Annotated in this window: 24 protein-coding genes; 8 read left to right on the forward strand and 16 right to left on the reverse strand. The window is 70.1% G+C overall.

Going from position 1 to position 25,561, the window contains the following annotated elements; genetic code table 11:
- Nucleotides 1-61 precede the first annotated feature (61 nt).
- From B9H04_RS00935 to B9H04_RS00945, 3 genes are all read right to left on the reverse strand, one after another.
- Complete coding sequence (locus tag B9H04_RS00935) at nt 62-1,216, reverse strand: acyl-CoA dehydrogenase family protein (RefSeq protein WP_049929594.1); 1,155 nt, start codon at nt 1,214-1,216, stop codon at nt 62-64.
- Nucleotides 1,217-1,367: 151 nt separating this feature from the next.
- A complete protein-coding gene (locus B9H04_RS00940; RefSeq protein WP_049929595.1) occupies nt 1,368-2,507 on the reverse strand; it encodes a pyridoxal phosphate-dependent aminotransferase in 1,140 nt (379 codons plus the stop codon).
- Nucleotides 2,504-2,992, reverse strand: a complete 489-nt coding sequence (locus B9H04_RS00945) for an Lrp/AsnC family transcriptional regulator (RefSeq protein ID WP_049929596.1) — start codon at nt 2,990-2,992, stop codon at nt 2,504-2,506. The genes B9H04_RS00940 and B9H04_RS00945 overlap by 4 nt, the downstream gene beginning before the upstream one ends.
- 136 nt (nt 2,993-3,128) lie before the next feature.
- Between B9H04_RS00945 and B9H04_RS00950 the strand changes: the two genes are divergently transcribed.
- Complete coding sequence (locus B9H04_RS00950; protein WP_049929597.1) at nt 3,129-3,995, forward strand: aldo/keto reductase; 867 nt, start codon at nt 3,129-3,131, stop codon at nt 3,993-3,995.
- Between the two features lie 31 nt (nt 3,996-4,026).
- On the opposite strand, the gene B9H04_RS00955 is transcribed toward B9H04_RS00950, so the two are convergent.
- Nucleotides 4,027-5,433 (reverse strand): adenylosuccinate synthase, encoded by a 1,407-nt coding sequence (locus B9H04_RS00955; protein WP_049929598.1) that lies wholly within the window; start codon nt 5,431-5,433, stop codon nt 4,027-4,029.
- Between the two features lie 304 nt (nt 5,434-5,737).
- Between B9H04_RS00955 and B9H04_RS00960 the strand changes: the two genes are divergently transcribed.
- Nucleotides 5,738-6,043, forward strand: coding sequence for a hypothetical protein (locus B9H04_RS00960; protein WP_085682367.1), 306 nt, complete (start codon nt 5,738-5,740; stop codon nt 6,041-6,043).
- Nucleotides 6,044-6,126: 83 nt separating this feature from the next.
- On the opposite strand, the gene B9H04_RS00965 is transcribed toward B9H04_RS00960, so the two are convergent.
- The 4 genes from B9H04_RS00965 to B9H04_RS00980 form a co-directional block, all read right to left on the reverse strand.
- Nucleotides 6,127-8,403, reverse strand: coding sequence for a DUF7527 domain-containing protein (locus B9H04_RS00965; RefSeq protein ID WP_085682368.1), 2,277 nt, complete (start codon nt 8,401-8,403; stop codon nt 6,127-6,129).
- A gap of 131 nt (nt 8,404-8,534) precedes the next feature.
- Nucleotides 8,535-9,008 (reverse strand): NUDIX hydrolase, encoded by a 474-nt coding sequence (locus tag B9H04_RS00970; protein ID WP_049929601.1) that lies wholly within the window; start codon nt 9,006-9,008, stop codon nt 8,535-8,537.
- Nucleotides 9,009-9,089: 81 nt separating this feature from the next.
- On the reverse strand, nt 9,090-10,067 hold the full coding sequence (locus tag B9H04_RS00975) for a transcription initiation factor IIB (RefSeq protein ID WP_049929602.1): 978 nt from the start codon (nt 10,065-10,067) through the stop codon (nt 9,090-9,092).
- A gap of 270 nt (nt 10,068-10,337) precedes the next feature.
- Nucleotides 10,338-10,994: a hypothetical protein gene (locus B9H04_RS00980; protein ID WP_049929603.1), complete on the reverse strand. Its 657-nt coding sequence runs from the start codon at nt 10,992-10,994 to the stop codon at nt 10,338-10,340.
- Nucleotides 10,995-11,113: 119 nt separating this feature from the next.
- Here B9H04_RS00980 and B9H04_RS00985 point away from each other — a divergent pair, with 119 nt between their 5' ends.
- From B9H04_RS00985 to B9H04_RS00995, 3 genes are all read left to right on the forward strand, one after another.
- On the forward strand, nt 11,114-12,289 hold the full coding sequence (locus B9H04_RS00985; protein WP_049929604.1) for a M24 family metallopeptidase: 1,176 nt from the start codon (nt 11,114-11,116) through the stop codon (nt 12,287-12,289).
- An 84-nt stretch (nt 12,290-12,373) separates the two neighbouring features.
- Nucleotides 12,374-13,558 (forward strand): MFS transporter, encoded by a 1,185-nt coding sequence (locus B9H04_RS00990; RefSeq protein WP_085682387.1) that lies wholly within the window; start codon nt 12,374-12,376, stop codon nt 13,556-13,558.
- A 154-nt stretch (nt 13,559-13,712) separates the two neighbouring features.
- The gene (locus B9H04_RS00995) at nt 13,713-14,825 is read left to right on the forward strand and encodes a DUF7537 family lipoprotein (protein WP_049929606.1); all 1,113 of its coding nucleotides are present in this window, start codon (nt 13,713-13,715) and stop codon (nt 14,823-14,825) included.
- 72 nt (nt 14,826-14,897) lie between these two features.
- On the opposite strand, the gene B9H04_RS01000 is transcribed toward B9H04_RS00995, so the two are convergent.
- Entirely contained in the window at nt 14,898-15,134 is a 237-nt protein-coding gene (locus B9H04_RS01000; protein ID WP_008442562.1) for a hypothetical protein, read from the reverse strand.
- 71 nt (nt 15,135-15,205) lie between these two features.
- Between B9H04_RS01000 and B9H04_RS01005 the strand changes: the two genes are divergently transcribed.
- Nucleotides 15,206-15,592 carry a hypothetical protein gene (locus B9H04_RS01005; protein WP_049929607.1) on the forward strand — a complete coding sequence of 129 codons (387 nt, stop codon included), beginning with the start codon at nt 15,206-15,208 and terminating at the stop codon, nt 15,590-15,592.
- An 84-nt stretch (nt 15,593-15,676) separates the two neighbouring features.
- Here B9H04_RS01005 and B9H04_RS01010 read toward each other — a convergent pair whose 3' ends face one another.
- From B9H04_RS01010 to B9H04_RS01040, 7 genes are all read right to left on the reverse strand, one after another.
- Entirely contained in the window at nt 15,677-16,279 is a 603-nt protein-coding gene (locus B9H04_RS01010; RefSeq protein ID WP_049929608.1) for a CDP-alcohol phosphatidyltransferase family protein, read from the reverse strand.
- Between the two features lie 26 nt (nt 16,280-16,305).
- The gene (locus tag B9H04_RS01015; protein ID WP_049929609.1) at nt 16,306-16,863 is read right to left on the reverse strand and encodes an adenylate kinase family protein; all 558 of its coding nucleotides are present in this window, start codon (nt 16,861-16,863) and stop codon (nt 16,306-16,308) included.
- The gene (gene hisC, locus B9H04_RS01020; protein ID WP_049929610.1) at nt 16,860-17,954 is read right to left on the reverse strand and encodes a histidinol-phosphate transaminase; all 1,095 of its coding nucleotides are present in this window, start codon (nt 17,952-17,954) and stop codon (nt 16,860-16,862) included. The genes B9H04_RS01015 and hisC overlap by 4 nt, the downstream gene beginning before the upstream one ends.
- Nucleotides 17,955-18,037: 83 nt before the next feature.
- Nucleotides 18,038-19,483, reverse strand: coding sequence for an HflX-like GTP-binding protein (locus B9H04_RS01025; protein ID WP_049929611.1), 1,446 nt, complete (start codon nt 19,481-19,483; stop codon nt 18,038-18,040).
- Between the two features lie 280 nt (nt 19,484-19,763).
- Entirely contained in the window at nt 19,764-20,507 is a 744-nt protein-coding gene (locus tag B9H04_RS01030; RefSeq protein WP_049929612.1) for a fumarylacetoacetate hydrolase family protein, read from the reverse strand.
- Nucleotides 20,508-20,602: 95 nt separating this feature from the next.
- Nucleotides 20,603-21,730, reverse strand: coding sequence for a double zinc ribbon domain-containing protein (locus B9H04_RS01035; RefSeq protein WP_085682369.1), 1,128 nt, complete (start codon nt 21,728-21,730; stop codon nt 20,603-20,605).
- A gap of 39 nt (nt 21,731-21,769) precedes the next feature.
- Nucleotides 21,770-22,867: a sensor histidine kinase gene (locus B9H04_RS01040; RefSeq protein ID WP_049929616.1), complete on the reverse strand. Its 1,098-nt coding sequence runs from the start codon at nt 22,865-22,867 to the stop codon at nt 21,770-21,772.
- Nucleotides 22,868-23,112: 245 nt separating this feature from the next.
- On the opposite strand from B9H04_RS01040, the gene B9H04_RS01045 reads away from it, so the two are divergent.
- Together B9H04_RS01045 and B9H04_RS01050 are read left to right on the forward strand one after the other, a co-directional pair.
- On the forward strand, nt 23,113-23,835 hold the full coding sequence (locus B9H04_RS01045; RefSeq protein WP_049929617.1) for a metal-dependent hydrolase: 723 nt from the start codon (nt 23,113-23,115) through the stop codon (nt 23,833-23,835).
- 315 nt (nt 23,836-24,150) lie between these two features.
- Nucleotides 24,151-25,548 carry a sugar porter family MFS transporter gene (locus tag B9H04_RS01050; protein ID WP_085682370.1) on the forward strand — a complete coding sequence of 466 codons (1,398 nt, stop codon included), beginning with the start codon at nt 24,151-24,153 and terminating at the stop codon, nt 25,546-25,548.
- Nucleotides 25,549-25,561: the final 13 nt, after the last annotated feature.

Below are 25,561 nucleotides of genomic sequence, written 5' to 3' on the forward strand. Positions count from 1 at the left end.
ATACAGGCCTACCGGGGGTTTTAGATGTCGGTCGCGGGCGACCGGCGGTCCGTCGCCGCCCTCACATCCCCTCGTCGAGCAGTTCGCGGGCGACGATGTTCTTCTGGATCTCGGTCGTCCCCTCGTAGATCTGCGTGATCTTCGCGTCGCGGTAGAGTCGCTCGACGTCGTGGTCGTTGACGAAGCCGGCGCCGCCGTGGATCTGGACCGCCTCGTCGGCGACCTCGACCGCGGTCCGGGAGGCGAACTCCTTGGCCATCGACGCGAGCGCGGTCAGGTCGCCGGCCTCGTTGTCGACCGCCCACGCGGAGCGGTAGGTGAGCCAGCGGGCGGCCTCGGTGTTCGTGTGCATCTCCGCGAGCTTGTGTTTGATCGCCTGGAAGTCGGAGATGGAGCGGCCGAACTGCTCGCGCTCCTCGGCGTACTCCAGCGCGCGCTCGGCCGCGCCGCGGGCGATGCCGACGCCCTGCGCGGCGACCGCGGTCCGCGTCTCGTCGAAGAACTGCATGAGCTGGAGGAATCCCATCCCGCGCTGGCCGATCAGGTTCTCCTCCGGCACCCGCACGTCGTCGAAGCGGAGCTCCGCGGTGTCGCTCGCGCGGATGCCGAGCTTCCCGGTTATCTTGTCGCGGGTGAGCCCGTCGCGGTCGCCCTCGACGAGGATCTGCGAGTAGCCCGAGTAGCGGTCGTCGATATCGGGGTCCGTCTCGCAGACGACGACGAAGTAGTCCGCGACGGTGCCGTTCGTGATCCACATCTTCGACCCGTTTATGACCCACTCGTCACCGTCCTTCTCCGCCCGCGTCGCCACGCTCGTCACGTCCGAGCCGGCCTGCGGCTCGGAGATGGCCGACCCCATCACCGCGTCGCCCGCGGTCACTTCGGGAAGGACGCGCTCCTTCTGTTCCTCAGTGCCGAACTCCATCAGCGCCTCGGCGCCGAACCCGGCGCTCGAGATACAGAGCCCGATCCCGGGGTCGGCCGCGAACAGCTCCTCGGTGAGGATGGCGTTCTCCAGCGAGGAGTAGCCGATCCCGCCGTACTCGACCGGGACGTGCGGCGCGAGCAGCCCCATGTCGGCGGCCTTGTCCATCACCTCGTGGGGGTACGCCTCGTCGACGTCGTACTCGGTCGCGACCGGTCGGATCTCCTCGTCGGCGAACTTCCGTACCTCCTCGCGCAGCTGCTTCTGTTCGTCGGTTAGCTGGAATTCCATGGCTCAAACATCAGGATCGAGCGTGATAATCTTTGGCGAACGGCAATAAATTTGGAAATAGTTGTTCGTTTACGCGCCCGAGTGTGCCACCAGCGCGTCAGGCGCCCCGCGACGGCCGTATCGCGACGGGGACTGCGCCGCGACCGCGGCCTCAGCGCCCTTCGACGAATGCCGCGATCCGGTCGGTCGCCTCCTTCAGCTCGCGCATCGAGGTCGCGTACGACACCCGGAGGTGCCCTTCTCCGCCCTCGCCGAAGACCGACCCCGGGACGACGGCGACGCCCTGCGCCTCCAGCAGCTCCTCGGCGAACGCCTCGTCGTCCCCGCCGCACTCGGGGAACGCGTAGAAGGCGCCGCCCGGCTCGAAGGTGTCGAGGCCCAGCTCGTTGAACCGGGAGACGACCAGCCGCCGGCGGCGGTTGTACTCCTCGACCATCTCCGACACTTCGTCGTCGCAGCGGTCGAGCGCCTCGATCGCCGCGTACTGCGGCGTCGTCGGCGCCGACAGCATCGTGTACTGGTGGATCCGGTTCATCGCGTCGATCGCGTCGGTCGGCCCCAGCGCGTACCCCAGCCGCAGTCCGGTCATCGCGTACGCCTTCGAGAAGCCGTTGACGACGACCGTGCGCTCGCGCATCCCCGGCTGGGTCGCGATCGAGGCGTGGTCGCCCCCGTACGTGAGCGCGGCGTATATCTCGTCGGCCACCACGCGGAGCTCGTTGTCGCGGCAGAACGCCGCGACCTCCGCGAGTTGCTCGTCGGTCATCGTGGCGCCCGTGGGATTGTTCGGGTAACACAGCACGAGCAGGTCAGCGTCGGCCGCGCCCGCGGCCTCCAGCGACTCCCGGGTGAGCGCGAAATCGTCCGCGGCGCGCGTGGGGACCGTCAGCCGCTCGCCGCCTGCCAGTTCGATCCCCGGTCCGTAGGAGATGTACGTCGGCTCGTGGACCGCCACGGTGTCGCCGGGGTCGACGAGCGCGCGGAAGGCGAGGTCGACCGCCTCGCTCGCGCCGGTGGTGACCAGGACCTCTTCGGACGGGTCGTACGACTGGTCGTAGCGCTTGTGGTGCGCGGCGACACGCTCGCGGAGCGCGGCCATCCCGCGGTTCGCGGTGTAGGACGTTTTCCCGCGTTCGAGCGAGTCGATCGCGGCGGTGCGGGCGGCCCACGGCGCCGAGAAGTCGGGCTCGCCGACCCCCAGCGAGATCACGTCGTCGCGCGCCTCAGCGAGCTCGAAGAACTTCCGGATCCCCGACTCCGGGAGGGTGCGCGCGCGGTCCGAGATCCTCATGGCGACACGGAGAGGCGGTCGTCGTCGTCCCCGTCCTCGAACCGGATCCCGCCGTCCTTGTACGTCTCCATGATGTAGTGGGTCACGGTTTGGGTGACCGCCGGCATCGGCGCGACCTGCTCGGAGATGAACTCGGAGACGTCCTGCATGTTCTCGCCGAGCACCTCGACGGCGAAGTCGTAGTCGCCCGAGACCAGGTGTAAGGCGTCGACGGCGGGGAACTTCGCGATCCGGTCCGCGACCTGCTCGTACCCCGTCTCGCGGTCGAGTTCCACGTTGATCTCGACGACGGCGCGGATCTTCCCCTCCTCGACGCGGTCCCAGTCGACCACGGCTTGGTAGCCGTGGACGACGCCGTCGCCCTCCAGCGCGTCGATCGCGTCAGCTACCGCCGCCGCGTCGAGGCCCGTCTGGGCCGCGATGTCGTCGATGTCCTCGCGGGCGTTCCGCGCCAACACGTCGAGTACCTCGCGCTCGGCGTCCATACCCTACGATTACTCGGGGGCGGTTTATGAGTAGCGACGGGCGCAAGACGGGCGGCGGCGCGCCGCGCCGCGCCCGTTCGTCGCGTCCCCTTCCGCCACCCCTACCGCTTTCAGCGTGGCGCGAGACGGACGGACCATGGCTTCCGACACCAGCGGCGGACGCGACACGTTCGACATCGGCGGGGCGTTCACGGTCGACCGACTCGGTTTCGGCGCGATGCGGGTCACCGGCGAGGACGTCATCGGCCGGCCCGCCGACGAGGAAGACGCGAGGGACGTGCTCCGGCGGGCAGTGGACCTCGGCGTCGACTTCGTCGACACCGCGGACTCCTACGGCCCGGGCGTCTCCGAGCGGCTCATCCGCGAGGCGATCGGCGATCCCGACGACGTGGTGATCGCCTCGAAGGCCGGGCTGCTCCGCAACCGCGAGGGCGACTGGCTCCCCCACGGCGACCCGGACTTCCTCAAGAACCAGGTCCTGTGTAGCCTCGACCGCCTCGGCACCGACACGATCGACCTCTACCAGTTCCACCGCCCGGACCCGGACACCGACTTCGCGGAGTCGGTCCACGCGTTCGCGGAGATGAAAGACGCCGGCCAGATCGCGCACGTCGGGCTCTCCAACGTCACCGTCGAGCAGCTGGAGACCGCGACGGACATCGTCGACATCGCGACCGTCCAGAACCGGTACAACGTCGGCCACCGCGACGACGAGGCCGTGCTGCGCGCTTGCGAGGGCCGCGGCGTGGGCTTCATCCCGTGGGGCCCGATGTACGCGGTCGACGACGACGAGTCCGCCGACGCGCTCGACGAGGTCGCGGCGCGACGCGACGCCACGCCGCGGCAGGTCGCGCTCGCGTGGCTCCTCGACCACTCCGACGTGACGCTCCCGATCCCGGGCACGTCGAGCGTCGACCACCTCGAATCCAACCTCGCGGCCGCGGACCTGTCGCTGACGGCGGAAGACATGGCCGCGCTGAACGCGATAGATCCGCGGGAATAGGCCCGAAATCCGACGGTAGACGGGCGAGTTCCTATTCGTCGAACGGGTTCGTCAGTTCGACCGTCTCCTCGCGGTCGGGGCCGACGCCGACGGCGTAGACCGGCGTGTCGATCTCGTCGGCGACGAACTCCAGGTAGTCGCGGGCCGCCTCGGGGAGCGCGTCGTAGCCCGCCTCGGCGACCGCCGAGGAGTCGAACGGCGCCCACGTGTCGAGCGTCTCGTATACCGGCTCGCAGCGCTCCCACCGGTCGGTCGTGGTGGGGACGGTGTCGAGCGTCTCTCCGTCGAGCTCGTAGCCGGTACACACCTTCAGCTCGTCGAGCCCGGCGAGCACGTCGACGTGGTTGACTGCGACCCCGGTGAACCCGGAGACGCGCGCGGCGTGACGGAGCATCGGCAGGTCGAGCCAGCCGATCCGGCGTGGGCGGCCGGTGACCGTGCCGAACTCGCCGCCCTTCTCGCGGATCTCGTCGGCGAGCGCCTCCTCGTCGGCGTCGCCGTCGAGTTCGGTCGGGAGCGGCCCCTCGCCGACGCGCGAGAGGTACGCCTTCACGATGCCCACGACCTCGCCGTCGCCGACCGTCGTGACGCCGAGCCCGGAGCCGACGGCTGCGCCGCCCGCGGTCGGGTTCGACGAGGTGACGAACGGGTAGTTCCCGTGGTCGACGTCGATGTGCGTCCCCTGCGCGCCCTCGAAGAGGATCTCGTCGCCCGCCTCGTGACGGCGGTGAAGGTAGTCGGAACAGTTGACGGTCATCCCCTCGTCGGCGAGGCGCTCGCCGATCGCGGCGAACTCCTCGTGGAGGGCGTCGACGTCGAAGGCGGCCGCGCGGTCGTCATCGCTGTCGTCGTCGCCGGACTGCGTCCGGCTGCCAGAGGCGCGTTGCGCCTCGCTGTCGAGGTCGAGCCCGTACACGTCCTCGACGAGCGCGCGCTTCTGCGGGACCGCGTACTCGAGCTTCTCGCGAAGGGTCTCGGGGTCGAGCAGGTCCGCGACCCGGATCCCGCGGCGGCCGGCCTTATCCTCGTAGGTGGGGCCGATACCGCGACCGGTCGTGCCGACCGCGTCGCCGGCGTCGTCGTCGGCTTTTACCTCCTCCTCGATCCCGTCCAGCACGCGGTGGTACGGCATGATCACGTGCGCCCGGCGGGCGACGCGCACGTCGGGGTCGAGCCCCTGCTCGCGCAGGTTGTCGATCTCGGCGAACAGCGTCTTCGGGTTGACGACGCAGCCGTTGCCGAGGATACCGACGGTCCCCCGGACCGCGCCGCTGGGAACCAACGAGAGTTTGTACTCCGCGCCGCCTTCGACGACGGTGTGGCCGGCGTTGTCGCCGCCCTGATAACGGACTACGACGTCCGCGTCCCCTCCCCACCGGTCGACGAGCGCGCCTTTGCCCTCGTCGCCGAGTTGGGAGCCGACGATGGTGAGTGTCATACGACCTGCCGATTCCCGGCGGGGGGTAAAACCGATTACGGTCTGTGACTGCGACATAACCACGAATGAGGATCACTGAATAAACGGCTCACAGGAAATAGGCTCGTTCGTGTATCTTCGCAGTTTCCGGACCTGTACTCACTCTCGCGGTCTCCGTCGCGATCGGGCGCGCCGCGTCCGAGCCGCGCGCTGCGCCGCAATCGAACACGTTAATTACTGCCACGTCAAAGGGTGCGATCTGACAGGGTGACCGCGGTCGCCGACAGCAACTTTTAAACGGGGGCATGACAAGTTAACATGTGCCATGATAGATCGACTAGAGAAAGAGGTAGACATGCTGGAACGTCACCTCCAAGTCCTGCGGATGGTCATCGAGAACGAGCCGATCGGCATCGTGAAGATGTCGAACGAGACTGGGTACCCGCACCACAAGGTCCGATACTCGCTGCGCGTCCTCGAAGAGGAGAACCTCATCGAGCCGTCCAGCCAGGGAGCGATCACCACGGAGCGGACCCACGAGTTCGTCGACGAACTCGACGAGAAGCTCGACGAGACCGTTGATAAGCTGGGGTCGATGCGGAGCGACGACGCCGCGGAACTCCAGAACTGACTGCGATTCCGATTTGGCCCGCCGACGTAGGTGCCGCGTTTTCTCTCTCAGCCCGCGCTCGCGAGCCGCGGCGGTCGGACCGACTACAGGTCCGGGACCGTCATGTGGAACCCGCCGTCGCGCGCCTCGACGAGGCACAGGTGGAACCCCTGCTTGCGCGAGAGCTTCACGAAGCTCGCCCGCTTGGACCGGCTGAACAGGCCGCCGCCGACCGCATCGCTCGCGGTCTCTAAGGCCCCGGGCTCGAAGAAGCTCTCAGTCACCGCGAACGCCCCGGCGAACGTCTCGTTGGAGGCGGCGATGTCGCGCCCGTTCTCGACGAGCGACTCCAGCGTCCCCTCGGGCGTCGGGTCCCGGCTGTCGTTCAGGTCGGCGACGAACAGCGGGTGTCCCATGCGATCGCGCAACACGAGGTCGAACGACCGCTGCTCGCGGACCTCCTCGCCGCCCTCGCGGAGTTCGACCGACACCGTCCCGCCGATCTCGGCGCGGTCGATGTCCGGGAGCGCGTCGTAGAGGTCCCGAAGCGTCCCCTCGTTCCCGGTACCGCGGACCTCGAACGGGAGGTCCTCGACGAGCCAGCGGGTGAAGCCGTACTCGATGGTGTCCCCGAGGAACTCCTCGAGCGGCCGCCCGTCGACGGCGAGGCCCTCCGTCTCGAAGCTGGTGTGGTGTTCGACCCGGAGGTTCTCGCGGAGGGCCTCGCGGTCGACGCTCCCGTCGTGGGCGTCCGCCAGCGTCGCGCCCTCCTTCGATTCGTACCTGATGAACAGGTTCGTTCCGCTGCGCGCCTTCGCGGGGGTGAGCGTCCGCTCGGCGTCCGGGAGCCGGTCCTTCGCCTCGGAGAGCTCGCGGCGGAGCCGGTCGCGCTCCTCCCGGAGGTCGCCGACCTCGGACTCGAGCCGCTCGACTTCGTCGACCAACTCGTCGCGTTCGGTCGCGATCTCGTCGCGCTCGGCCGCTAGCCGGTCGCGTTCGTCGGCCAGCGACTGGCGCTTCGTCTCCGTCTCCTCGAGGGCCGCCTCGAGCTTCCGAAGCCGCTCCGGGCTCGCGTCGCCCGTCGCGTCGCGGGCGTCGCGGGCGTCGCGCTTCGAGACCGCCGACGGCGTCGACGCGGACCGCTCGGTGGAGCGCGGCGACGGCGACCCGCCGTTCGCGTTCGATCCGCTCCGCTCGGCCCGCCCGGGGTCGGCCGCTGAACGAGAACGCTGCGACGGCGGGTCGGGACGCTCGTCGGCCCCGCGGGGTTCGTCGCCAGCCTCCGACGGGTCGAGCGCCGGGATGGACTTCTGCTCCCGCCACTCGGCCTCCTCCGAGAAGACGTCCTCGTCGCTCGACGCGTTCCCGGTGCCCGACGCGCCCTCGGCGTTCGATGCGTCTCCCGCGTCCGGCGTTCCCCGGGTGTCCCGCGAAGCACCGTCTCCGGTCGCTTCGGTCGGTGGCCGGCGCTCGCGGTCCGCCACCCCCGCCGCCTCGACGTCCGTCTCCGCGGCGTCCATCTCCGCGGCGTCGGCGGCTCCTATCTGTACCGCGTCGGGCGACTCTTCGCCCTCCCCCGTCGTCGCTTCACCGCCCGCTTCGGCCGCGTCGGGCCCGTCCGAATCTGAGTCGCGAGCGGCGGTCGTCGGGTCGTCTCGGGGCCGAGCCGCCGAGCCGTCGTCCCGCCCGGTGTTCGGCGCGGGATCAACGGCGTCCGCGGGGGAAGCTTCATCGGCTCCGCCCGGCGCGTCCCTCCCGTCGTCGCCCCTCGAGTCGGGGTCGCTCCCCGCGTCTTCCGTCTCGTCGGTCGTCCCGTCGTCCGCAGCGTCCGCCGTCCCCGCGTCGTCCGGGAGCGGGCGGACGTCGAGATCGACCTCGTACACGGTGTAGATGCCGACCTCGTCCGCGGCGAGTTCGAAGGCGTCGTCCCCCGTCTCCAGCCGGCGCGCGTTGCCGACGTACGCGGCGGCCATCGACTCGCCGCCGGTGTACGCGACGTAGTAGTCGCCGGAGAGGACGTTCTCCGACAGCTCGATGTAGCCGGTGAATCCGCCCTGCGAGAGCTTCCGGTCCGCCTCCTTGAGCGGCGTGTCATTGGTGTAGTACTTCGCCCGCGGCTCGCCGCCGAGCTCCTGCATCGCGAAGAGCACCGGGAGCGCGTCGTCGGGGGCCCGGTAGACGGTCCCCGAGGCCTCCGCGAAGGCGTCGAGCGTCGCGTCGACCACGCCGACGACGCGACCGTCGACGAGGAACACCCACCCGACCCCGTCGGTCGCGGCGCCGGAGAACCCGTCGTCGACGATCCGCCCGAGCCCCGCGAGCCCGTCGGAAAACGAGCGCTCGTCCCACTCGGCGATCGCTTCCCTTCGCTGTGCGTCCATCCTTGCGTTTACGTCGCCAACACCGACTCAAATACCTTCCGGAGCGTGAGACGGCCGTCTGACGCCCCGCTCCGCCGCTCCGACCGGCGGACGGCGGCGGCCCCGAGAGCGCTCTCGACGGCCCGTCCCGCTCACCCCTCGTCGACGGCGGCGATCGCCTCCCGACCGAGGTCGACGACGTCCTCCGGGAGGTCGCTCGCCGCGAGTTCAGACCGGGTGTACCAGCGCCACTGGTCCGGGTCGACCTCGTCGTCGCCGTCGGGAGCGATCTCTCGGGAGCCGACGCGGGCGTAGTAGAGGTGATCGACGTGCTGGTGGCCCACCGACCCGTCCTCGTGGACGTTGATGTCGTGGAGCATGAGGTGGGCCGGCTCCGGGAGCCCGCGGGTGTTCGGGCCCGTGATCTGCGACTCGGCGGCGACCAGCTCCGGCGTCAGCCCCGTCTCCTCGCGGACCTCGCGGCGAGCGGCCTCGTGCGGGAGCTCGTCGCGGTCGACGTGGCCGCCGGGCGGCAGCCGGATGCCGAGCCGCTCGTGGTCGTGAAGCGCCGTCGCCCCGTCGTTGACGATGTACGTCGTCGCCGTGAAGTGGCGGGTCGTCTCCATACGTGCGGGTGGCGACGCGTCGCCTTCGCGGTTTCGACCCGGACGGAGGGCGACCGACGCGGCGGCGGGCAGAAAAGCGGCTCAGTTCAGCGCGACGGAGTCCTCGGCCTCGAGGAGCTCGTGGTACCGGTTCCGGATGGTGACCTCGCTGATGTTCGCGACCTCGCTGACCTCGCTCTGGGTCACCTTCTCGTTGACCAGCAGCGAGGCGGCGTAGACGGCGGCGGCGGCGAGCCCGACCGGCGATTTGCCGGAGTGGATCCCTTGCTCCTTCGCCGTGTCGAGCAGGCTGCGGGCGCGGCGCTCGGCCTCGTCGGAGAGGCCGAGGTCGGAGGCGAACCGCGGGACGTAGCTCTCGGGGTCGGCGGGCTGGATCTCCAGCTTCAGCTCGCGGACGACGTAGCGGTACGTCCGAGCGATCTCGTCCTTCTCGACGCGGGAGACGCCCGCGATCTCGTCGAGGCTCCGCGGCGTCCCGGCCTGCCGGGCTGCGGCGTACAGCGAGGCCGTCGAGACGCCCTCGATGGAGCGCCCCGGCAGGAGGTCCTCGTCGAGCGCGCGGCGGTAGATGACGCTCGCGGTCTCGCGGACGTTGTCGGGGAGGCCGAGGGCGCTGGCCATGCGGTCGATCTCGCCGAGCGCCTGCTTGAGGTTGCGCTCCTTGGAATCGCGGGTGCGGAACCGCTCGTTCCACGTCCGCAGCCGCTGCATCTTCTCGCGCTGGCGGCTGGACAGCGACTTACCGTAAGCGTCCTTGTCCTGCCAGCCGATGTTCGTCGAGAGCCCCTTGTCGTGCATCATGTTCGTCGTCGGGGCACCGACGCGGGACTTGTTGTCCTTCTCCTTGGAGTCGAACGCGCGCCACTCCGGCCCGCGGTCGATCTCGTCCTCTTCGACGACCAGTCCGCAGTCGACGCAGACGGTCTCGCCGTGTTCCGTGTCCGTCGCTAGCTGACCGCCGCACTCGGGACACCGCAGTTCCTCCTCTTGGCTCTCCGACTCGGTTTCGCGCTCATCGTCGGCCGTCTCTGTCGTGTACGTTCGAAGGTTCTCGCTCATTGGTTTGGTACGTGGAGGGAACAACGAAACCGAGAGACGGATCTCGGTGTTTTCCTCACCTTCGGGTAAGTGAGCCAAATACTTAAATGTTTGTGTGGTTGGTACCTCTGAGACACGCCCGAAAACGGAGTGTACAACCCTGTAAGATTCGGTATTCGAGATGCCTCCTGCGAAACCACGTCACGAGCGAAACAGACGGACTCTCCCCGGGATATAGTATATAGGCGTTTCGCGGTGACGGGACGGCGTTCGCGGCGACCGATCCGGCCGTCAGTCCCCGGTCGCGAAGGTCGCGCTCGCACCGACGAGATGGCCGACGACGACGCCCAGTCCGGTCACCAGTAGCACTGTCGCGGCGAAGTCCGGACCGGCGGTGACGCCGGCCGCCTCCGTCACAGGTATCCCGTCCGCGTCGGAGATCGGCACCGTCCCGTCGGTCGCGTGACGCGTCAACGGCACCCGAGAGACCGCCCGCAGCGCGAGCATCGTCGGGAGGTATCCGAGGGTCGCGCCCATGCCGGTCACGGCGCCGGCGAGCAGGTCGTCGATACCGAGGTATCGGACGGCGGCCGCGGCGCCGAGAGCGAAGGTCAGCGGGACCGCGCGGAGCGGCCACAGCGCGGCGTCGGCCTGTATCAGCGGATGCCCGAAGATGACGTGGTTCGACAGCCCGGGTCCCGTCCGGACCCGGACCCAGTGGGCGTCGAGGAGGAACCAGATCGACCCCTCGACCGCGGATATCGGGCCGCCGACCATCCACCGGGCGACCTCGGACTCCCCCGGCGAGACGCCGGCGACCGCGAGCCCGATCCAGGTGAGCGCCAGTCCGAGCAGCGCCGCAGCGCTCCCGCAGGCGACGGCGACCGGCAGCCAGCCGGACGGGAGGTGTACGAGCGAGAGGAGGGTAGTTCGTCGGTCCGTCGACATCACGCCCCGGTCGTTCCGGCTTGGCGGGCATATGCTTTGTCGCGGGTCGTCGAGGCCCCTCACCGTCTCGCCGGTTCCGAGAGGACAACCGCTTTGCCCTTCCCCGAACAGGGGCACGTATGAACCGACCGCGGCTCGACGACCGCCTCGCCGACCTCGAGACGGACGGCTACCTGATTGACGCCTCGCAGGAGGACGCCAACCAGCTGTACCTCTCCGGGTTCACCGGGCCCGACCCGTTCCTCACGCTGTACGCCGACGGAGCGGTCCACGTCCTCGTCGGCGGCCTGGAGTACGGGCGGGCGAAGAAGGAGGCGACGGCCGACGGCGTCGAGCGCCACGCCGACTACGACTACGAGTACGGCGGGCGCGAGGCGCGAAACGACATGTACGCCGCGTTCGTCCGCGACAAGGGCGTCGAGTCCGTCTCGATGCCGCCCCGCGGCCCGGTCGGTACCGCCGACGCCCTCCGGGAGCGCGGCGTGGCGGTGACCGTCGACACCGACGACCGGCTCCGGGAAGTCCGGGCGGTCAAGACCGACGACGAGATCGAGGCGATCCGCGAGGCCCAGGCGGCGAACGAGGCGGCGATGCGCGCCGCCGAGGACCTGATCGCCGGCGCGGACGTGGCGACCGAGAGCGACGACGCGGAGACGGGCGTCCTGCTCCGCGACGGCGAGCCGCTCACCAGCGAGCGGGTGACCGAGGAGATCGAGGTCACCCTCCTGCGGCACGGCTGCGCGCTCGACGAGACGATCGTCGCCGGCGGCGCGCAGGCCGCGGACCCCCACGACCGCGGCTCGGGCCCGCTCCGCGCGGACGAGGCGATCATCGTCGACATCTTCCCCCGGTCGAAGGCGACGAAGTACAACGCCGACATGACGCGGACGTTCTGCGTCGGCGAGCCGAACGAGACCCTCCGCGAGTGGTACGAACTCACCGAGCGCGCCCTCGACGCCGCGCTCGACGCGGTCGAGCCGGGCGCGACCGGGGAAGACGTCCACGCCGCCGCCTGCGAGGTGTACGAGGAGGCCGGCGAGCCGACCTTCCGCACCGACCCGGAGACGGAGACCGGGTTCATCCACTCGACGGGGCACGGCATCGGTCTCGACGTCCACGAGTCGCCGCGGCTCGCGAGCGGCGGCGGGGAGCTGGAGCCGGGCCACGTGATCACCGTCGAGCCCGGCCTCTACGACCCCGACGTGGGCGGCGTCCGGATCGAGGACCTCGTCGTCGTCACCGAGGACGGCTACGAGAACCTCACCGACTACCCGATCCGGTTCGCGGCCGAGTGAGCTCTCGGGCGGTCCGGCCGGCGAGGCTCCGGTTCGTCTGACCGCGATCGGAAGCCGCTTTGACCCGTGTCCGGTACGGCGACCGTGAACTGGCGGTACGAACAGACGGCGCTCGCGCTCTGTACGCTCGCGTTCACCGGCACCATGGTGGCGCGGCTGGTCGTCAGCCCGCTGGTCCCGGAGATCACGACGCAGTTCGGCGTCACCAACGGCACCGTCGGGCTCGCGCTCAGCGGCATGTGGCTCACCTACGCGCTGGCGCAGTTCCCCTCCGGCGTCTTCGGCGATCGCTACGGCGAGCGCCGCGTCATCCTCACCGCGGTGGGGGCCACCGCGATCGCGTCGGTGCTCCTCGCCGCCTCGCCCTCGATGCTCGCGTTCGGACTGTTCGCGGCCGTTCTCGGCGTCGGGGCGGGGCTCCACTACTCGGTCGCGACGACGTTCCTCACGCGGCAGTTCGACGACACCGGCCGCGCCATCGGCGTCCACGTGGCCGGGGGACCGCTCGCGGGACTCGCCGCGCCGCCGGCGGCCGCGCTCGTCGGATCGCGGTACGGGTGGCGCGCCGGGGTCCTCCTCGGCGCTGCCGTCGCGGTCCCCGTGTTCGCGCTGTTCGCGTGGCGGGTCCGGCCGACCGAACCGCTCCGCCCCGACCAGCCGATGGGCGAGCGGTTCGCGTTCGGTCCGCTCGCCGAGCTGCTCTCGCGGCCCGAGATCCTCTACACGACGGCGCTGGCGACGATGGGCGCGTTCACGTGGCAGGCGACCGCATCCTTCCTGCCGACGTTCCTCGAGGTCGGGACCGGCTTATCGAGCGCGCTGTCGGCGCTTTTGTTCTCGGCGTACTTCCTCGTCCACGGGGGAACACAGCCGGTCACCGGGTCGATATCCGACCGGATCGGCCGCGACGCCACCGCGATGGTGACCATGAGCGCCGGCGTCGTCGGGTACGGGGCCCTCGTCGCGACTGCGACGCTCGACCTGGGGCTGCCGGTCACGGTCGCGGGCGTCGGCCTCGTCGGCCTCGCGATGTCGTGGGGCGCGCCGGTACAGTCGCGGTTCATGGACCTCCTCTCCGACGCCGGGCGCGGCGCCGGGTTCGGGCTGGTCCGGACGGCGTACATGGTCACGGGGGCCTCCGGCAGCGTCGTCGTCGGCGCCGTCTCCGACGCCGCGGGGTGGCCGGTCGCGTTCGGGCTGCTCGCCTGCGTGATGGCGCTCGGGCTGGCCACGCTGTCGGCGAACCGGCTGTTTGGCTTGGGGTATTGACTCGCCGCAGGTATGTCAGTTACATGCCTGTTGTAGAGTTACTACACACAGATTCGGTCGACTGAACCCCGATTCGAACGCCAGCCAGAATATAATATACAAAACAAGTCAGCACGTATTCACGTACGTGTCTGGAGGGTACCGTAGACCACATATGAACAGGCGATACGTTCTCACCAGCGCGGCGGCCGTCTCTCTTCCACTTGCGGGCTGTAGCGGTTCGACCCCCGACGAGTCGGCGCCGCCGAACGGGTCCGAGGAAGCGTCCGACGGGGACGACAACGGCTCGGAGAATCAGACGGAAAGCACCGAAGACGCGGCGCCGACACTGGACGATTTCGACTACCCGGACGGGGCACGTCAGGACGGTGTCGACGGAGCGACGCTGTTCGGCACGCACGAATCGACCCTGGTCGAGGCGGGGTCGTTGACGCACGAGGGGGAGCGCACCGACGTGTTCGACGACAACGAGTTCTCCCAGACGCAGACGAGCAAGTTCGACGACAACGCCGTCTCGCGTGAGGTAACGGAGAACGGGGAGACCGAGCGTGTCTGGTCGCCGGCCGACGAGGACGTGGCGTACGTCAGGATGGAGTCCGGGTTCGAGCAGGCCTACAGGGTGGACGAGCGCGCACCGCCGACGGACGAGGTGACCGGGCTGAGCGAGTTCAGGCGGTACATCTCCGAGGTGGAGTGGGGAGCGGCGACGGAACTGGTCGAGACCGCGGGCGGCTTGGGGGTCGTCTACGAGTCGGTCGGCTACTCGGAGCGACTCAGCTTCGGGGAGATGCGGGAGTTCGACGCGTCGATAACGGTCAGCGAGTCCGGATTCGTGAGCCAGCTGGAGTACGATCAGACGGAGCTCCAGGGCGGCGAAACGATCGCGTTCGACGTTACGGCCGCGATAACCGCGGTCGGCGACACGAGCGTGGACGAGCCCGACTGGGCGGACGCGGCGCGAGAGCAGGGCGTCCGGTTCGACGTCGCGTTCACCGACGACGGCACCGCGTTCCGGGTGGAGATGACGGGCGGCGACGACGTGTCCCGAGACGCACGTATTCGTCTGCGAGACGAACGGGGGAGCGCCAGCAGCAGGCTTTCGGAGCCGCTCTCGGTCGGCGACGTGCTGTTCGTCGGACTCTCCGAGAGCGGCGGCCTCCTGATCGACGAGAGCGAAGCGCCCGCCGAGGCGCGACCGCTGGCCGGGGACCTTCGGCTCACCGTTCGCACGGAGTTCCCGCTTCTGACTCACACGCGGCGGCCGTAGTCCGCCGGACGCCGCTCGCTGTCGGCGTGGTGCGTTTCTAGGAAGAAGCCGGGTCAGGCGTCGAGACGACCCTTACAGCCGGTCGTCTTCGATGCTTCCGGGGTCTTCGGCGGTGTCGAACATGTTGTTCTCGGCGCCGTCGAGCATCTCGTCGCGGGGATCGTCGTCGACGACGCTCACGTTGTACGCCTCGATGCCGGACGCGATGAGATCCTCGGCGGCCTGCTCCTCGGAAACGAACTCCTCATCGGCCAGCTGCTGAAACTCCGCGTACACGTCGTCCGAGAGGTTCAGCTCGAAAGTGGGCATACCTCCCGTATCGACCGGACGCTTTTAAATTGTTCCCTCGTTTCGCGAGGCGTTCGGAGAGGCTGGTTCCAGTGAGCGACTCCGCCGAGACGATCATCGAAACGTACGACGACGGCCATCGGATCGTCCGCGAGGAGCGTGTCCGCCCCGACGCGTACCACTTCGACGGCCCCGACGGGCGCATCGCGCCGTCCGACCTCCCGCAGGCGGCCCGGCTGTACGCCGATCTGTACGCTATCGCCGGCGGGTTCGACGAGAGACAGACCGGCAGACGGGGTACCCCGCCCTCGGTCGTCCGAGCCGACGAGGAGGTCCGGATGACGTGTCTCGCCGTCAGGCTGTCGGTGGCGTACGCCGCCCGGGCGTTCGACGTCGACGAGTCGATCGTCCGCGACGCCGTCGACGACGTCCACGCGCGGGGGTCGGAACTGCGATCACGGGCGGGCGAGAACGGCTGAGAACCCATCGCCGACGACGATCCGAACATCTGCTCAGGCGCCGCTCTTGGGCAGGACCGGACCGGGGGAGGGAACCGCGAGCGGCTACAGGTCGCTCCACGCGCCGAGGAACCGCTGGACCGCGGTCAGGTGACCGACGACGGCGAACAGCGCGAGCAGCAGGCCGACGACGTTCAGTCCGGCGACGATCGGCGCCGAGTAGACCGCGGCGACGACGCCCACGACGCCCATCAGCGCGAGCCGGTCGGCCCGGCCGAGGAGGCCGCCGTACTCGCGGCCGATCCCGACCGCCTGGATCTGCGTGCCGAGGTACGAGGTGAGCAGGACGCCCGTGACGGCGGCGAAGCCCAGCGCGTACGCCTCCACGCCGGCCGTGAGCCCGCCGATGACAGCCACGTCGGCGTAGCGGTCGAGGACGTGGTCGAGGAAGTCCCCGCCGTCGGAGGCGATCTCCTGGTGGCGCGCGAGGGCGCCGTCCACGAGGTCGAGCCAGCCGTTGAGGAGGACGAGTAGCGCGCCGGCCGCGTACAGCGGCGTCGACCCGGCGGCGAAGGCCGCGGCGGCCCCGACCGCGACGAGGAAGGCGATCACGCTCACCTGGTCGGGCGAGAGGCCGAGCCTGTCGGCCGCGGACACCCACGGGCCGAGCAGCCGGTCGGCCACGGAGCGGTACTGGTCGAGGGTCATCTACCGTCTCGACGCTCGCGGCCGGCTCATATATAATCGATGAAGTCCACGGTGCCGGCGCTCGGCTCGCGCTCCCCCTCGATCGCCGCCCGGACCGCGTCAGCGACCGCCTCGGGGTCGCGGTCGGTGGCGTCCACCTCGTAGACGTTCTCCGCGCCGTGTTCGGCCACCGCCTCCGAGAGGATCACGTCGAGCGCCTCGCTCTCGGCGTTCTCGGCCGCCGTCTCGGCCGTCTCGCCGCGCGCCTCGAGTCGGGACTCGACCGTTTCGGGGTGACAGCGCAACACGACGACGCGGTCGACAGCGAACCGGTGCGCGAGGTGCGAGTCGAGGACCCCGGACCAGCCGCCGAGGTCCTCGCGGACCGCGTCGAGGTCGGCGACGAGCGTGTCGCGCTCGTCGTCGCGCTCGGTCCAGAGGTCGTCGTCGGACTTGATCCGGTCGTTGAGGTGGATCACGTCGTACTCCCCTTCGAGCAGCGCCGTCGCGGTCGTCTTCCCGGTTCCGGGCGTGCCCGTGACGGCGACGCGGTCGGCGCGGTCGCGGTCAGGGCTGGCGTCGGCGTCGTCGGCCCCCGCCGTCACGCCCGAACACCGAGGTCGAGGTCGGCCAGCGTCTCGTTGAGCAGTTCGACCGCCTCGCGGGTCTCCTCGCGGGTCCCCGTCGAGATACGGACGTGCTCGGGGAGCCCGAACGAGGTACAGTCGCGGATGATCACGCCGCGCTCTTGAGCCGCCTCCGCGACGCGCTCGCCGTCCCCCACCGCGGCGAGGACGAAGTTCCCCGCGGAGTCGACGGTGGGCGCGTCGAGCTCGTCCGCGATGTACTCGCGGGCCCAGCGGGCGGACTCGATCGACTGCTCGACGTGGTCCTCGTCGTCGAGCGCGGCGAGGGCGGCCCGGCACGCCAGCTCGTTGGCCGCGAACGGCGTGTTGACGCGGGCGTACGCCTCGCCCCACGCCTCGGGGACGACGCTGTACCCGATCCGGAGCCCGGCGAGCCCGTACGCCTTCGAGAAGGTGCGCAGGACCGCCACGTCGTCGCGCTCGTCGGCGAGCGGGATCGCGCTGTCGACGTCCGAGAACTCCCCGTACGCCTCGTCGACGACGACCAGCGTCTCCGGCGCGGTCGCGTCGGCGATCGCCTCGACCTCGTCGAGCGGCATCATCGAGCCAGAGGGGTTGTGCGGCGAGGTGACGTAGACGATGCGCTCGCCCCCGTAGGCGGACAGCACCGTCTCCGCGTCCTGCGCGAAGCCGTCGGCGGTCGAGAGCTCGTACTCGGTCACCTCGCCGTGGTGGTACCGCGAGGACATCGCGTAGTACGCGAAGCCGGGGCTCGGCACCAACACCTCGTCGCCCGGCTCCAGCGCGGCCCGAGAGAGGTAGTCGATCGAGCCGTCGGCGCCGGGCGAGACCCACACCTGCTCGTCGTCGACGCCCCACTTCTCGGCGATCTTCGCGGTGAGGTCCGTGTGCGAGGACTTCGGGTACTGGTTCACGCGGTCGGCGTGGTCGCGAATGGCCTCAACGGCCGCCGGGCTCGGGCCGTGCGGGTTCTCGTTCGAGGAGAGCTTGATGAGGTCGTCGGGGTCGATCCCGCGCTCGCGGGCGACCTCCTCGACGCCCCGCCCGGGCACGTACGGCGAGTGATCGGAGAGATCCCGTGGTCGCATGCCCGGAGGTCGGGGGCGGTCGGGCTTAAGGGTGGTCTTGACGGACGCCGGTCACGGCGCTCCCGGGTCGGTGTCGGGAGCGCTCACGGGGGCGAACCCGCGCCGCGCAGCCGCCTCTCCGCCTCGGCGACGACGTCGGGCCGTCCCGCCAGGTCGACGGCCATCGTCTCGCCGCCGTACTCGACGCCCGCGACCACCGCTCGGTCGTACGCCCACGAGAGCGCGGCCTGCGCGTCCCCGCCGTTCTGGACCTCGACGGTCGCCGTCGCCGTCGGCAGCGCGTCCGCCACCGCGTCCGCGAGGTCGCCGAGCCCCGACTCGTCCCGGACGCTCACCGGAACCGGCGACCGGAGCGCGTCGGCGACGGGCGCGTCCCGCGGGCCGAGTTCGGCGACGACGGTTTCGTACGCCTCGACGGCGGACGCGAGCCCGTCGGCATCGACCTCGTCGACCTTCGACAGGACGGGGACGACCGGGCCGTCGGTCGCTTCGATCGCCGACAGCGACGCGCTGAGCTTCCGACGGAGGGCCGCGGGGTCGTCGCTCGCGTCCACGACGAGCAGCGCGCAGTCGGCGGCCCGGACCGCGTCGATGGTGGCGCGGAACGAGCGCACCGCCTCGTGCGGCAGCCCGTCGAGGAACCCGACGGTGTCCGTGAGCAGGGTGCGCCGTCCGGCGACGGTCGCGCGACGCGTGGTCGTCGAGAGCGTCTCGAACGGGCGGTCGGCGACCGCGAGCGCACCGGCGTCGTCCGCCGGGTCCCCCGCGGCCGTGTCGGCGCGCGCTGCGGGCCGATCCGAGGCCTCGGCACCGAAATCGGGGTCGTCGACCTCGTCCGCGAGCCGCCGCGCCAGCGTCGACTTCCCGGCGTTGGTGTAGCCCGCGAGGGCGATCAGGTCGAACCCGGCGTCGCGGCGCTCCGCCCTGCGCGCCGCGCGGTCGTCGGCGATCTCTTCGAGCGCGCGCTCGGCCGACTCGATCCGCTTCTCGACGTCGAGGACGCGGCTGTCGCCCTCCGGCCGGAGGCGCACGTCCTCGCTCGCGTCGCGGGCGACCGCCTCCCGGAGTCTCAGCAGCTCGTAGCGGAGCCGCGCCAGCTCCAGCTGTCGGTCGGCGGCCCGCGAGTCGGCGGCGTCGGCGAACAGCTCCAAGGCCAATCGCGGGCGGTCGACGACCGCGGTCCCGGTCGGCAGCAGGTCGCCGAGTGAGAACGTCTGTCCCGGCGACAGGCTGCCGTCGTAGATGACGGCCTCGGCGTCGGCGTCGGCCGCGAGCCGCATCAGCTCCTCCGCCTTCCCGCGCCCGAGGTCGTAGGTCGGGTCCTCGCGCCGTCGCTGGGTGACCTCGCCGACCACCGCGTAGCCGGCCGCAGCGGCCAGCTCGCGGATCTCCGTTGTGTCTGGCGGGTCGTCCTCGGACCGCGCCGCGACTATCGCTCGGGTCGCATCGCTGTGTGCGGCGTCGGTCTCGGTTGTGCTCGGTCCGCTCGATTCGTCGCGTTCGTTCGTCGCGTCGTCGTCTCGTGACATTCGGTCGGGCGCTCGCGTCGGCCCGGAGAGGGGAGCGTCTCCGCTCCGCGTGCGGTCTCGGCGGCGCGTCCGATCGGTCGATCTGATTCGGACCGGTTGTCCCGCGTCCGACGGGGCCGGCCGGCGTCGGATCGCGCCGCGACGGTGCCGTCAAGGTTCGGCGACGAACGAACTGGTCTCCATACCTCCGACTCCGGGGGCTGGCATATAAGCGTTCACCGGAAACGAGGTGTGGTACCGAGCTACAGGAACGGCCGGACAGGTCGGTCGGTCCGGGCGTTCAGGGGACGCGAACGTCGTGTTCGAGCGTGCCGACGCCCTCGATCTCGATCTCCACCGTGTCCCCGTCAGAGAGGGCGCCGACCCCCTCCGGCGTGCCAGTGGCGATGACGTCGCCGGGCTCGAGCGTGAGGTACGTCGTGATCTCCTCGATCAGCGTCGGCACGTCGAAGATCATGTGCTCGCGGTCGCTCGACTGCTTCGTCTCGCCGTTGACGCGGAGATCGACGCTCGCGTCGGCGGGAACCTCGTCGGGCGTCGCGAGGACCGGGCCGAGCGGCGCGGCGCCGTCGAACGCCTTCCCGCGCACCCAGTTCTGCTCGCGGTTCTGGTCGTCGCGGTTCGACACGTCGTTCATGCAGGTGAACCCCGCGACGACCTCCATGGCGTCGGCGGCGTCGACCGCCTTACACTGCTCGCCGATCACGACCGCGAACTCCGCCTCCCAGTCGATCCGGTCTTTGCCGGCCGGGACGGTCACGGTGTCGCCGTGGCTCGCCACCGCGTTCGGCGGCTTGAGGAAGAGCAGCGGGCGGTCGGGCACGTCGTTCCCGAGCTCTTCTGCGTGGTCGGCGTAGTTGCGGCCGATACAGACGATCTTCGAGGGCTCGCTCGGCGCGAGCACGTCGATCGCGGGGTCCGAGAGCGCGTACGCCTCGCCGCCGAAGGCGACCGTGTCGGTCGCCGGGTCGTACTCGCCGTCGCGGATCGATCCGGCCGGATCGCGGAACCGTACGTGGTACATACGAGGCCGAACGGGCGGCCGCCCGAAAAGCGTTCGCGGAGGGGCAAGCGACGACCCATCGAAGGAAGCGACGACCGCGGCGGAGGGGCCCCGACTCACTCGGCGGAGTCAGCCGACTCGCGGACCGAGTCAGTCGCTGACTCCGCGCTCGAACCGTCGCCCACGGCGTCGTCCGCGGGACGGCCCGCGCCGCCGTCCGCGGCCTCGTCGTCGACCGCGACCCTCTCGTCGGCGAGGTCGCCGAGCGACGGCGAGTCGACGCGGTCGCCGAACAGCTCCGAGCGCGCGCAGTCGACGCAGTAGTGGTTGTGGCGGACCGAGTGGGTGCGGACGGGGACGCCGGCGACGAGCGTCTCGTCGCGGCGCCGCCTGACGAGTCCGCGGTCGAACTCTTGCCCGCAGACCACGCAGGGATCGTCGACGGACTCGGGCGGTCGGACGATCCGGTGGTCGACCGTCCGCTGCCGACCGAACCGCGTGATCCCGTGGCGGCGGTCGAGCCGTCGGCGGACTGGCGGAGCGACGCCGAGGCCGAGCCCCGCGAACGCGAGGCCGATCAGCGCGGCCGGCGGGGAGCCAGACTCGACCGAGAGGAACGCGATCCAACCGCCGATCAGCAGCAGCAGCGCGGTCAGGACGTACGCGGAGGCGGTCTCGACCCGACCGCCGCCACCGTCGCCGCTCGACGGGGCGCGCGCGGTCGTCTCGTCGCCGCGGACGAGTCGGCGCCGTTCGGCCAGCTTGGAGTAGTGCCACCAGCCGTACAGCAGGTTGCCGATGCCGCTGGTGAAGATGAACAGGAGGATGTGGACGCCGACGGAGCCGATCCCCCTGTCGACGAGGACGACGCGGTCGCCGTCGTCCCGCTCCACGTCCCACCCGGCGTCGAGGTGGTCCTGAACGCGGCGCCTGAAGGCGCGCTCGCTCTCGCCCGGGGACGGCTCCGAGCGAGAGGCGCGTTCCGCATCGCTCGGGCGCTCGGCCGCGTCGGTCCGGCTCTCTGACGCGGCCGGGGCGGACCCGTCGCCCGACCGCGACGCGCCGCAGTTCGAGCAGAACCGGTCGTCCTCGTCGAACGCCTCGCCGCACTCGGCGCAGTACGCGGCGGGGCCGTCGAGGTCGGCGCCGCAGTCGGGGCAGAAGCTCGCCCCGGCCGGAACCGCCTGAGCACACTCGTGACACCGGTCGGTCGGCGGCGGGGCGTCGGTCCGCTTGGAGGGCATCGACAGTCGGTTCGCGCGGGGGCGAGTTAACTCCTCTCCTCACCGCCGGCGGAGCCGGATCGACACGTCGTTCCCGCCGAGGTCGCTCGCGCCGAACGAGAGCTCTCCGCCGAACGTCTCGACGGTCAGCTCAGCGAGCCAGAGCCCGAGCCCGCTTCCGTGGTGCGTCGGCGTTATCGCCGATCCGTCGCGGATCACGTCCCGTTCGTCGGCCGGGATCTGGGGGCCGTCGTCCTCAACGTGGATCACGACCCACTCCCCGGACGCCGCGCCCGAGAGGCCCTCCGCGCTCGTTATCCGGAGACGGACCCGGGGCTCCGGGCTCGGATTGTGCTCGATCGCGTTGTCGACGAGGCTGTCGACCGCGTACCGGAGCCGGCTGTCGGCCATCACCCGACCCGTCTCGCCGGTCTCGATCTCGATGTCGGCGCTCGGCGTCCGCTCTCGGTGGTCGTCGACGACGGCGCGCACCGTCGGTTCGGGGTCGATGTCGGCCACCTCGTCGGTCGGATGTTCGAGGACCTGACGGATGTGGTTGGCCTCGTCGGCCAGCTGTTCGAGCTCGTGGGCGGCGCGCTCGATCGTGGCCGCCACATCGACGGTCTCGCCGCGTCGATCCTCCAGTTGGGCCAGCAACCGCGTCGTGTGGCCGGCGACGACGTTTGCGTTGTTACGGAGGTTGTGCCGGAGGATCCGGTTCAACACCTCCAGCCGCCGCTCGTTTCTGGACACCTCCGTGAGGTCGGTGTAGACCGCGAAGCCGCCGTCGGGGGTGTCGTCGTCCGCGTCGCCGGTCGCGTACGGGATCCCCCGGTAGAGGAACTCGCGGAGGCCGGTCGCGGTCTCACGGGTCACCTGCTGGTAGTTGATCGCGCCGGAGGCGGTGTTCGTGTCCAACTCCCTCGCCTCCGCGAGCTTCCAGTCGGGGACGACCCACTCGTTGAGCGACTCGCCGCGAATGTCGTCGGCCTCGTAGCCGAAGACGTCGACGAACGCCCGATTGACGTCGCTGACCGTTGGCTCTCCGTCGGCGAGCGTGAACTCAACGACCGCGTCCTGAACGTGTTCGATGAGGTGACGATATCGGCCGTCATTCGAGCCGTCCGCGACGCGTTCGTCGGTCGGCTCACCCGCCATGTCGAGGCTCCACTGTCACGGGCGTCGTAGGACGATCCGATTGTTAAGGCTGTATTCGCGGGAAGATATTGCGCAGGCCGCCGCTCGAACTGATCAGTCTGCGGAAAAACTGCGAAGACGAGACGAACAGACACCGCCGGTCGCGGTGCGGACCGGTTCGCCGTGGCCCCGCTCTCTATCGCGCGCCGATTGGGATCCGCAGCGTCGAGTTTTATTACCGTTCGCCGAGACGCATCGAACGGACCATGGAACTCACCTGGCACGGCCACTCCACGTGGCACGTCGTCGTCGACGACACGGAGCTGCTCATCGACCCGTTCTTCGACAACCCGAAGACCGACGTCGATCCCGCGGACCTCGACCCCGATTACCTGCTCTTGACCCACGGCCACGCGGACCACATCGCCGACGCGGCCGAGTTCGAGGACGCCACCGTGGTCGCCACCCCGGAGCTGACCGCCTACGTCCAAGAGAACTTCGGCCTCGAGAACACTGTGCCGGCCGGGGGGATGAACATCGGCGGCACCGTCGAGTGCGGCGACGCGTGGGTGACGATGGTCCGGGCGGACCACTCGAACGGCATCGAGAACGACCCGGACTACGCCGGCGGCATGCCGACCGGCTTCGTCGTGGGCGACAAGAAGCCGACCCAGGAGTCCGACCCGGACTGTACCACCTTCTATCACGCCGGCGACACGGGCCTGATGTCCGAGATGGTCGACGTGATCGCGCCGTACCTCGAGCCGGACGCCGCCGCCTTGCCCGCCGGCGACCACTTCACCATGGGGCCCGCCGGCGCGGGAATCGCCGCCGACTGGGTCGGCGCCGACGTCGTCTTCCCGATGCACTACGACTCGTTCGGCCCGATCGAGATCGAGACGCAGGAGTTCGTCAGCGAGGTGAAGGCGGCGGGGGCCGCCGCCGAGCCCGTCGTCCTGGACGGCGACGAGACGTACACGCTGGAGTAGCGCGAGGGGCGTCCCGTGCCCACGGCGACGGGGCTCCGACCGGGCTCTTTTCGCGAAACGACGACGCGTCCGCGGAGCGCGAGGGCCGCGCGAGGCACCGTTTCGAGCCCGCGTTCGGCGTACCACTGTCACGCGTCGAGTCCCGACTGCCGGGCGGACCGGTAATAAGATACTATTCGGATCCGAATAAATATAAGCCGTCCCAGTGGTAGATTTCGTCGCGCTCCGCTGACAGAAATATATTGGATATACGTAAATTAATAATAAATCAGAAGTCTTCTAAATAAAAGATGATTAGCGCCGGATCGGTACACCATGTCAACCGCCGATATGCGGGCCGCGATACGCGGAGACGGGGGACGGTTCGTGTACATCGTCTCCGCGCTCGCGGCGCTCAACGGACTCCTGTTCGGGTTCGACACGGGGATCATCTCCGGAGCCATCCTCTTCATCGACACCGCCTTTGAGCTGAGTCCCTTGGTGGAGGGGATCGTGGTCAGCGGCGCGATGGTCGGCGCGGCGGCCGGCGCGGCCGTCGGCGGGCAGCTGTCCGACCGGATCGGCCGCAAGCGCTTTATCCTGCTGTCGGCCGGGGTGTTCTTCCTCGGCTCGTTCCTCATGGCGGTCGCGCCCACCGTCGAGGTGCTCGTCGCGGGGCGGATGATCGACGGGATCGCCATCGGGTTCGCGTCGATCGTCGGCCCGCTGTACATCTCCGAGATTGCGCCCCCCGCCGTCCGCGGGGGGCTCACCTCGCTGAACCAGCTGATGGTCACCGTGGGGATCCTCTCGTCGTACTTCGTCAACTACGCCTTCTCCGGCTCCGGATCGTGGCGGATCATGCTCGGCGCGGGGATGGTCCCCGCCCTCGTGCTCGCCGCGGGGATGTCCCGGACGCCGGAGAGCCCGCGGTGGCTCTACGAGCGGGGCCGGACCGACGAGGCTCGCGCCGTCCTCCGTCGCACGCGCGACGGGGAGATCGAGTCGGAGCTGTCGGAGATCGAGGCGACCGTCGAGGCCCAGTCCGGGAACGGGGTCCGCGACCTGCTCAGCCCGTGGATGCGCCCGGCGCTGATCGTCGGCCTCGGGCTCGCAGTCTTCCAACAGGTCACCGGGATCAACGCCGTGATGTACTACGCGCCGACGATACTGGAGTCGACCGCGCTCGGCAGCTCGCAGTCGATCCTCGCCTCGGTCGCCATCGGGACGGTCAACGTCGTCATGACCGTCGTCGCGATCCTCCTCGTCGACCGCGTCGGGCGGCGGCCCCTCCTGCTCGTCGGGACCGGTGGGATGATCGGGTCGCTCACCGTCGCCGGCCTCGTCTTCCAGTTCGCGGACCCGACCGGCGGAATGGGGTGGCTGGCGACGCTGACGCTGGTCTCGTTCGTCGCGTTCTTCGCCATCGGGCTCGGTCCGGTGTTCTGGCTGCTGATCTCCGAGATCTATCCGCTCGCCGTCCGGGGGAGCGCGATGGGGTTGGTGACCGTCGCCAACTGGCTCGCGAACCTTGTGGTGGCGCTCTCGTTCCCCGTGCTGCTCGACGGGATCGGCACGCCGATGACGTTCTGGCTGTTCGGCGCGTGTAGCCTCGTCGCGCTGCTTTTCACCTACCGCGTCGTGCCCGAGACGAACGGCCGGACGCTGGAGGCGATCGAGGCCGACCTCCGGGGGGCGACGGGACTGGGGTCCGACGCGTCAGAAGACGACTGAGGCCGGTCCGCCG

The sequence above is a fragment of the Halorubrum ezzemoulense DSM 17463 genome (assembly GCF_002114285.1).
GTDB classification, from domain to species: Archaea; Halobacteriota; Halobacteria; order Halobacteriales; family Haloferacaceae; genus Halorubrum; species Halorubrum ezzemoulense.

Bases quoted from the DNA above. Each gene is read 5' to 3' on its own strand.
- B9H04_RS00935 (WP_049929594.1), bottom strand. From the start codon at position 1,216: ATGGAATTCCAGCTAACCGACGAACAGAAGCAGCTGCGCGAGGAGGTA.
- B9H04_RS00940 (WP_049929595.1), bottom strand. From the start codon at position 2,507: ATGAGGATCTCGGACCGCGCGCGCACCCTCCCGGAGTCGGGGATCCGG.
- B9H04_RS00945 (WP_049929596.1), bottom strand. From the start codon at position 2,992: ATGGACGCCGAGCGCGAGGTACTCGACGTGTTGGCGCGGAACGCCCGC.
- B9H04_RS00950 (WP_049929597.1), top strand. From the start codon at position 3,129: ATGGCTTCCGACACCAGCGGCGGACGCGACACGTTCGACATCGGCGGG.
- B9H04_RS00955 (WP_049929598.1), bottom strand. From the start codon at position 5,433: ATGACACTCACCATCGTCGGCTCCCAACTCGGCGACGAGGGCAAAGGC.
- B9H04_RS00960 (WP_085682367.1), top strand. From the start codon at position 5,738: ATGATAGATCGACTAGAGAAAGAGGTAGACATGCTGGAACGTCACCTC.
- B9H04_RS00965 (WP_085682368.1), bottom strand. From the start codon at position 8,403: ATGGACGCACAGCGAAGGGAAGCGATCGCCGAGTGGGACGAGCGCTCG.
- B9H04_RS00970 (WP_049929601.1), bottom strand. From the start codon at position 9,008: ATGGAGACGACCCGCCACTTCACGGCGACGACGTACATCGTCAACGAC.
- B9H04_RS00975 (WP_049929602.1), bottom strand. From the start codon at position 10,067: ATGAGCGAGAACCTTCGAACGTACACGACAGAGACGGCCGACGATGAG.
- B9H04_RS00980 (WP_049929603.1), bottom strand. From the start codon at position 10,994: ATGTCGACGGACCGACGAACTACCCTCCTCTCGCTCGTACACCTCCCG.
- B9H04_RS00985 (WP_049929604.1), top strand. From the start codon at position 11,114: ATGAACCGACCGCGGCTCGACGACCGCCTCGCCGACCTCGAGACGGAC.
- B9H04_RS00995 (WP_049929606.1), top strand. From the start codon at position 13,713: ATGAACAGGCGATACGTTCTCACCAGCGCGGCGGCCGTCTCTCTTCCA.
- B9H04_RS01000 (WP_008442562.1), bottom strand. From the start codon at position 15,134: ATGCCCACTTTCGAGCTGAACCTCTCGGACGACGTGTACGCGGAGTTT.
- B9H04_RS01010 (WP_049929608.1), bottom strand. From the start codon at position 16,279: ATGACCCTCGACCAGTACCGCTCCGTGGCCGACCGGCTGCTCGGCCCG.
- hisC (WP_049929610.1), bottom strand. From the start codon at position 17,954: ATGCGACCACGGGATCTCTCCGATCACTCGCCGTACGTGCCCGGGCGG.
- B9H04_RS01025 (WP_049929611.1), bottom strand. From the start codon at position 19,483: ATGTCACGAGACGACGACGCGACGAACGAACGCGACGAATCGAGCGGA.
- B9H04_RS01030 (WP_049929612.1), bottom strand. From the start codon at position 20,507: ATGTACCACGTACGGTTCCGCGATCCGGCCGGATCGATCCGCGACGGC.
- B9H04_RS01035 (WP_085682369.1), bottom strand. From the start codon at position 21,730: ATGCCCTCCAAGCGGACCGACGCCCCGCCGCCGACCGACCGGTGTCAC.
- B9H04_RS01040 (WP_049929616.1), bottom strand. From the start codon at position 22,867: ATGGCGGGTGAGCCGACCGACGAACGCGTCGCGGACGGCTCGAATGAC.
- B9H04_RS01045 (WP_049929617.1), top strand. From the start codon at position 23,113: ATGGAACTCACCTGGCACGGCCACTCCACGTGGCACGTCGTCGTCGAC.
- B9H04_RS01050 (WP_085682370.1), top strand. From the start codon at position 24,151: ATGTCAACCGCCGATATGCGGGCCGCGATACGCGGAGACGGGGGACGG.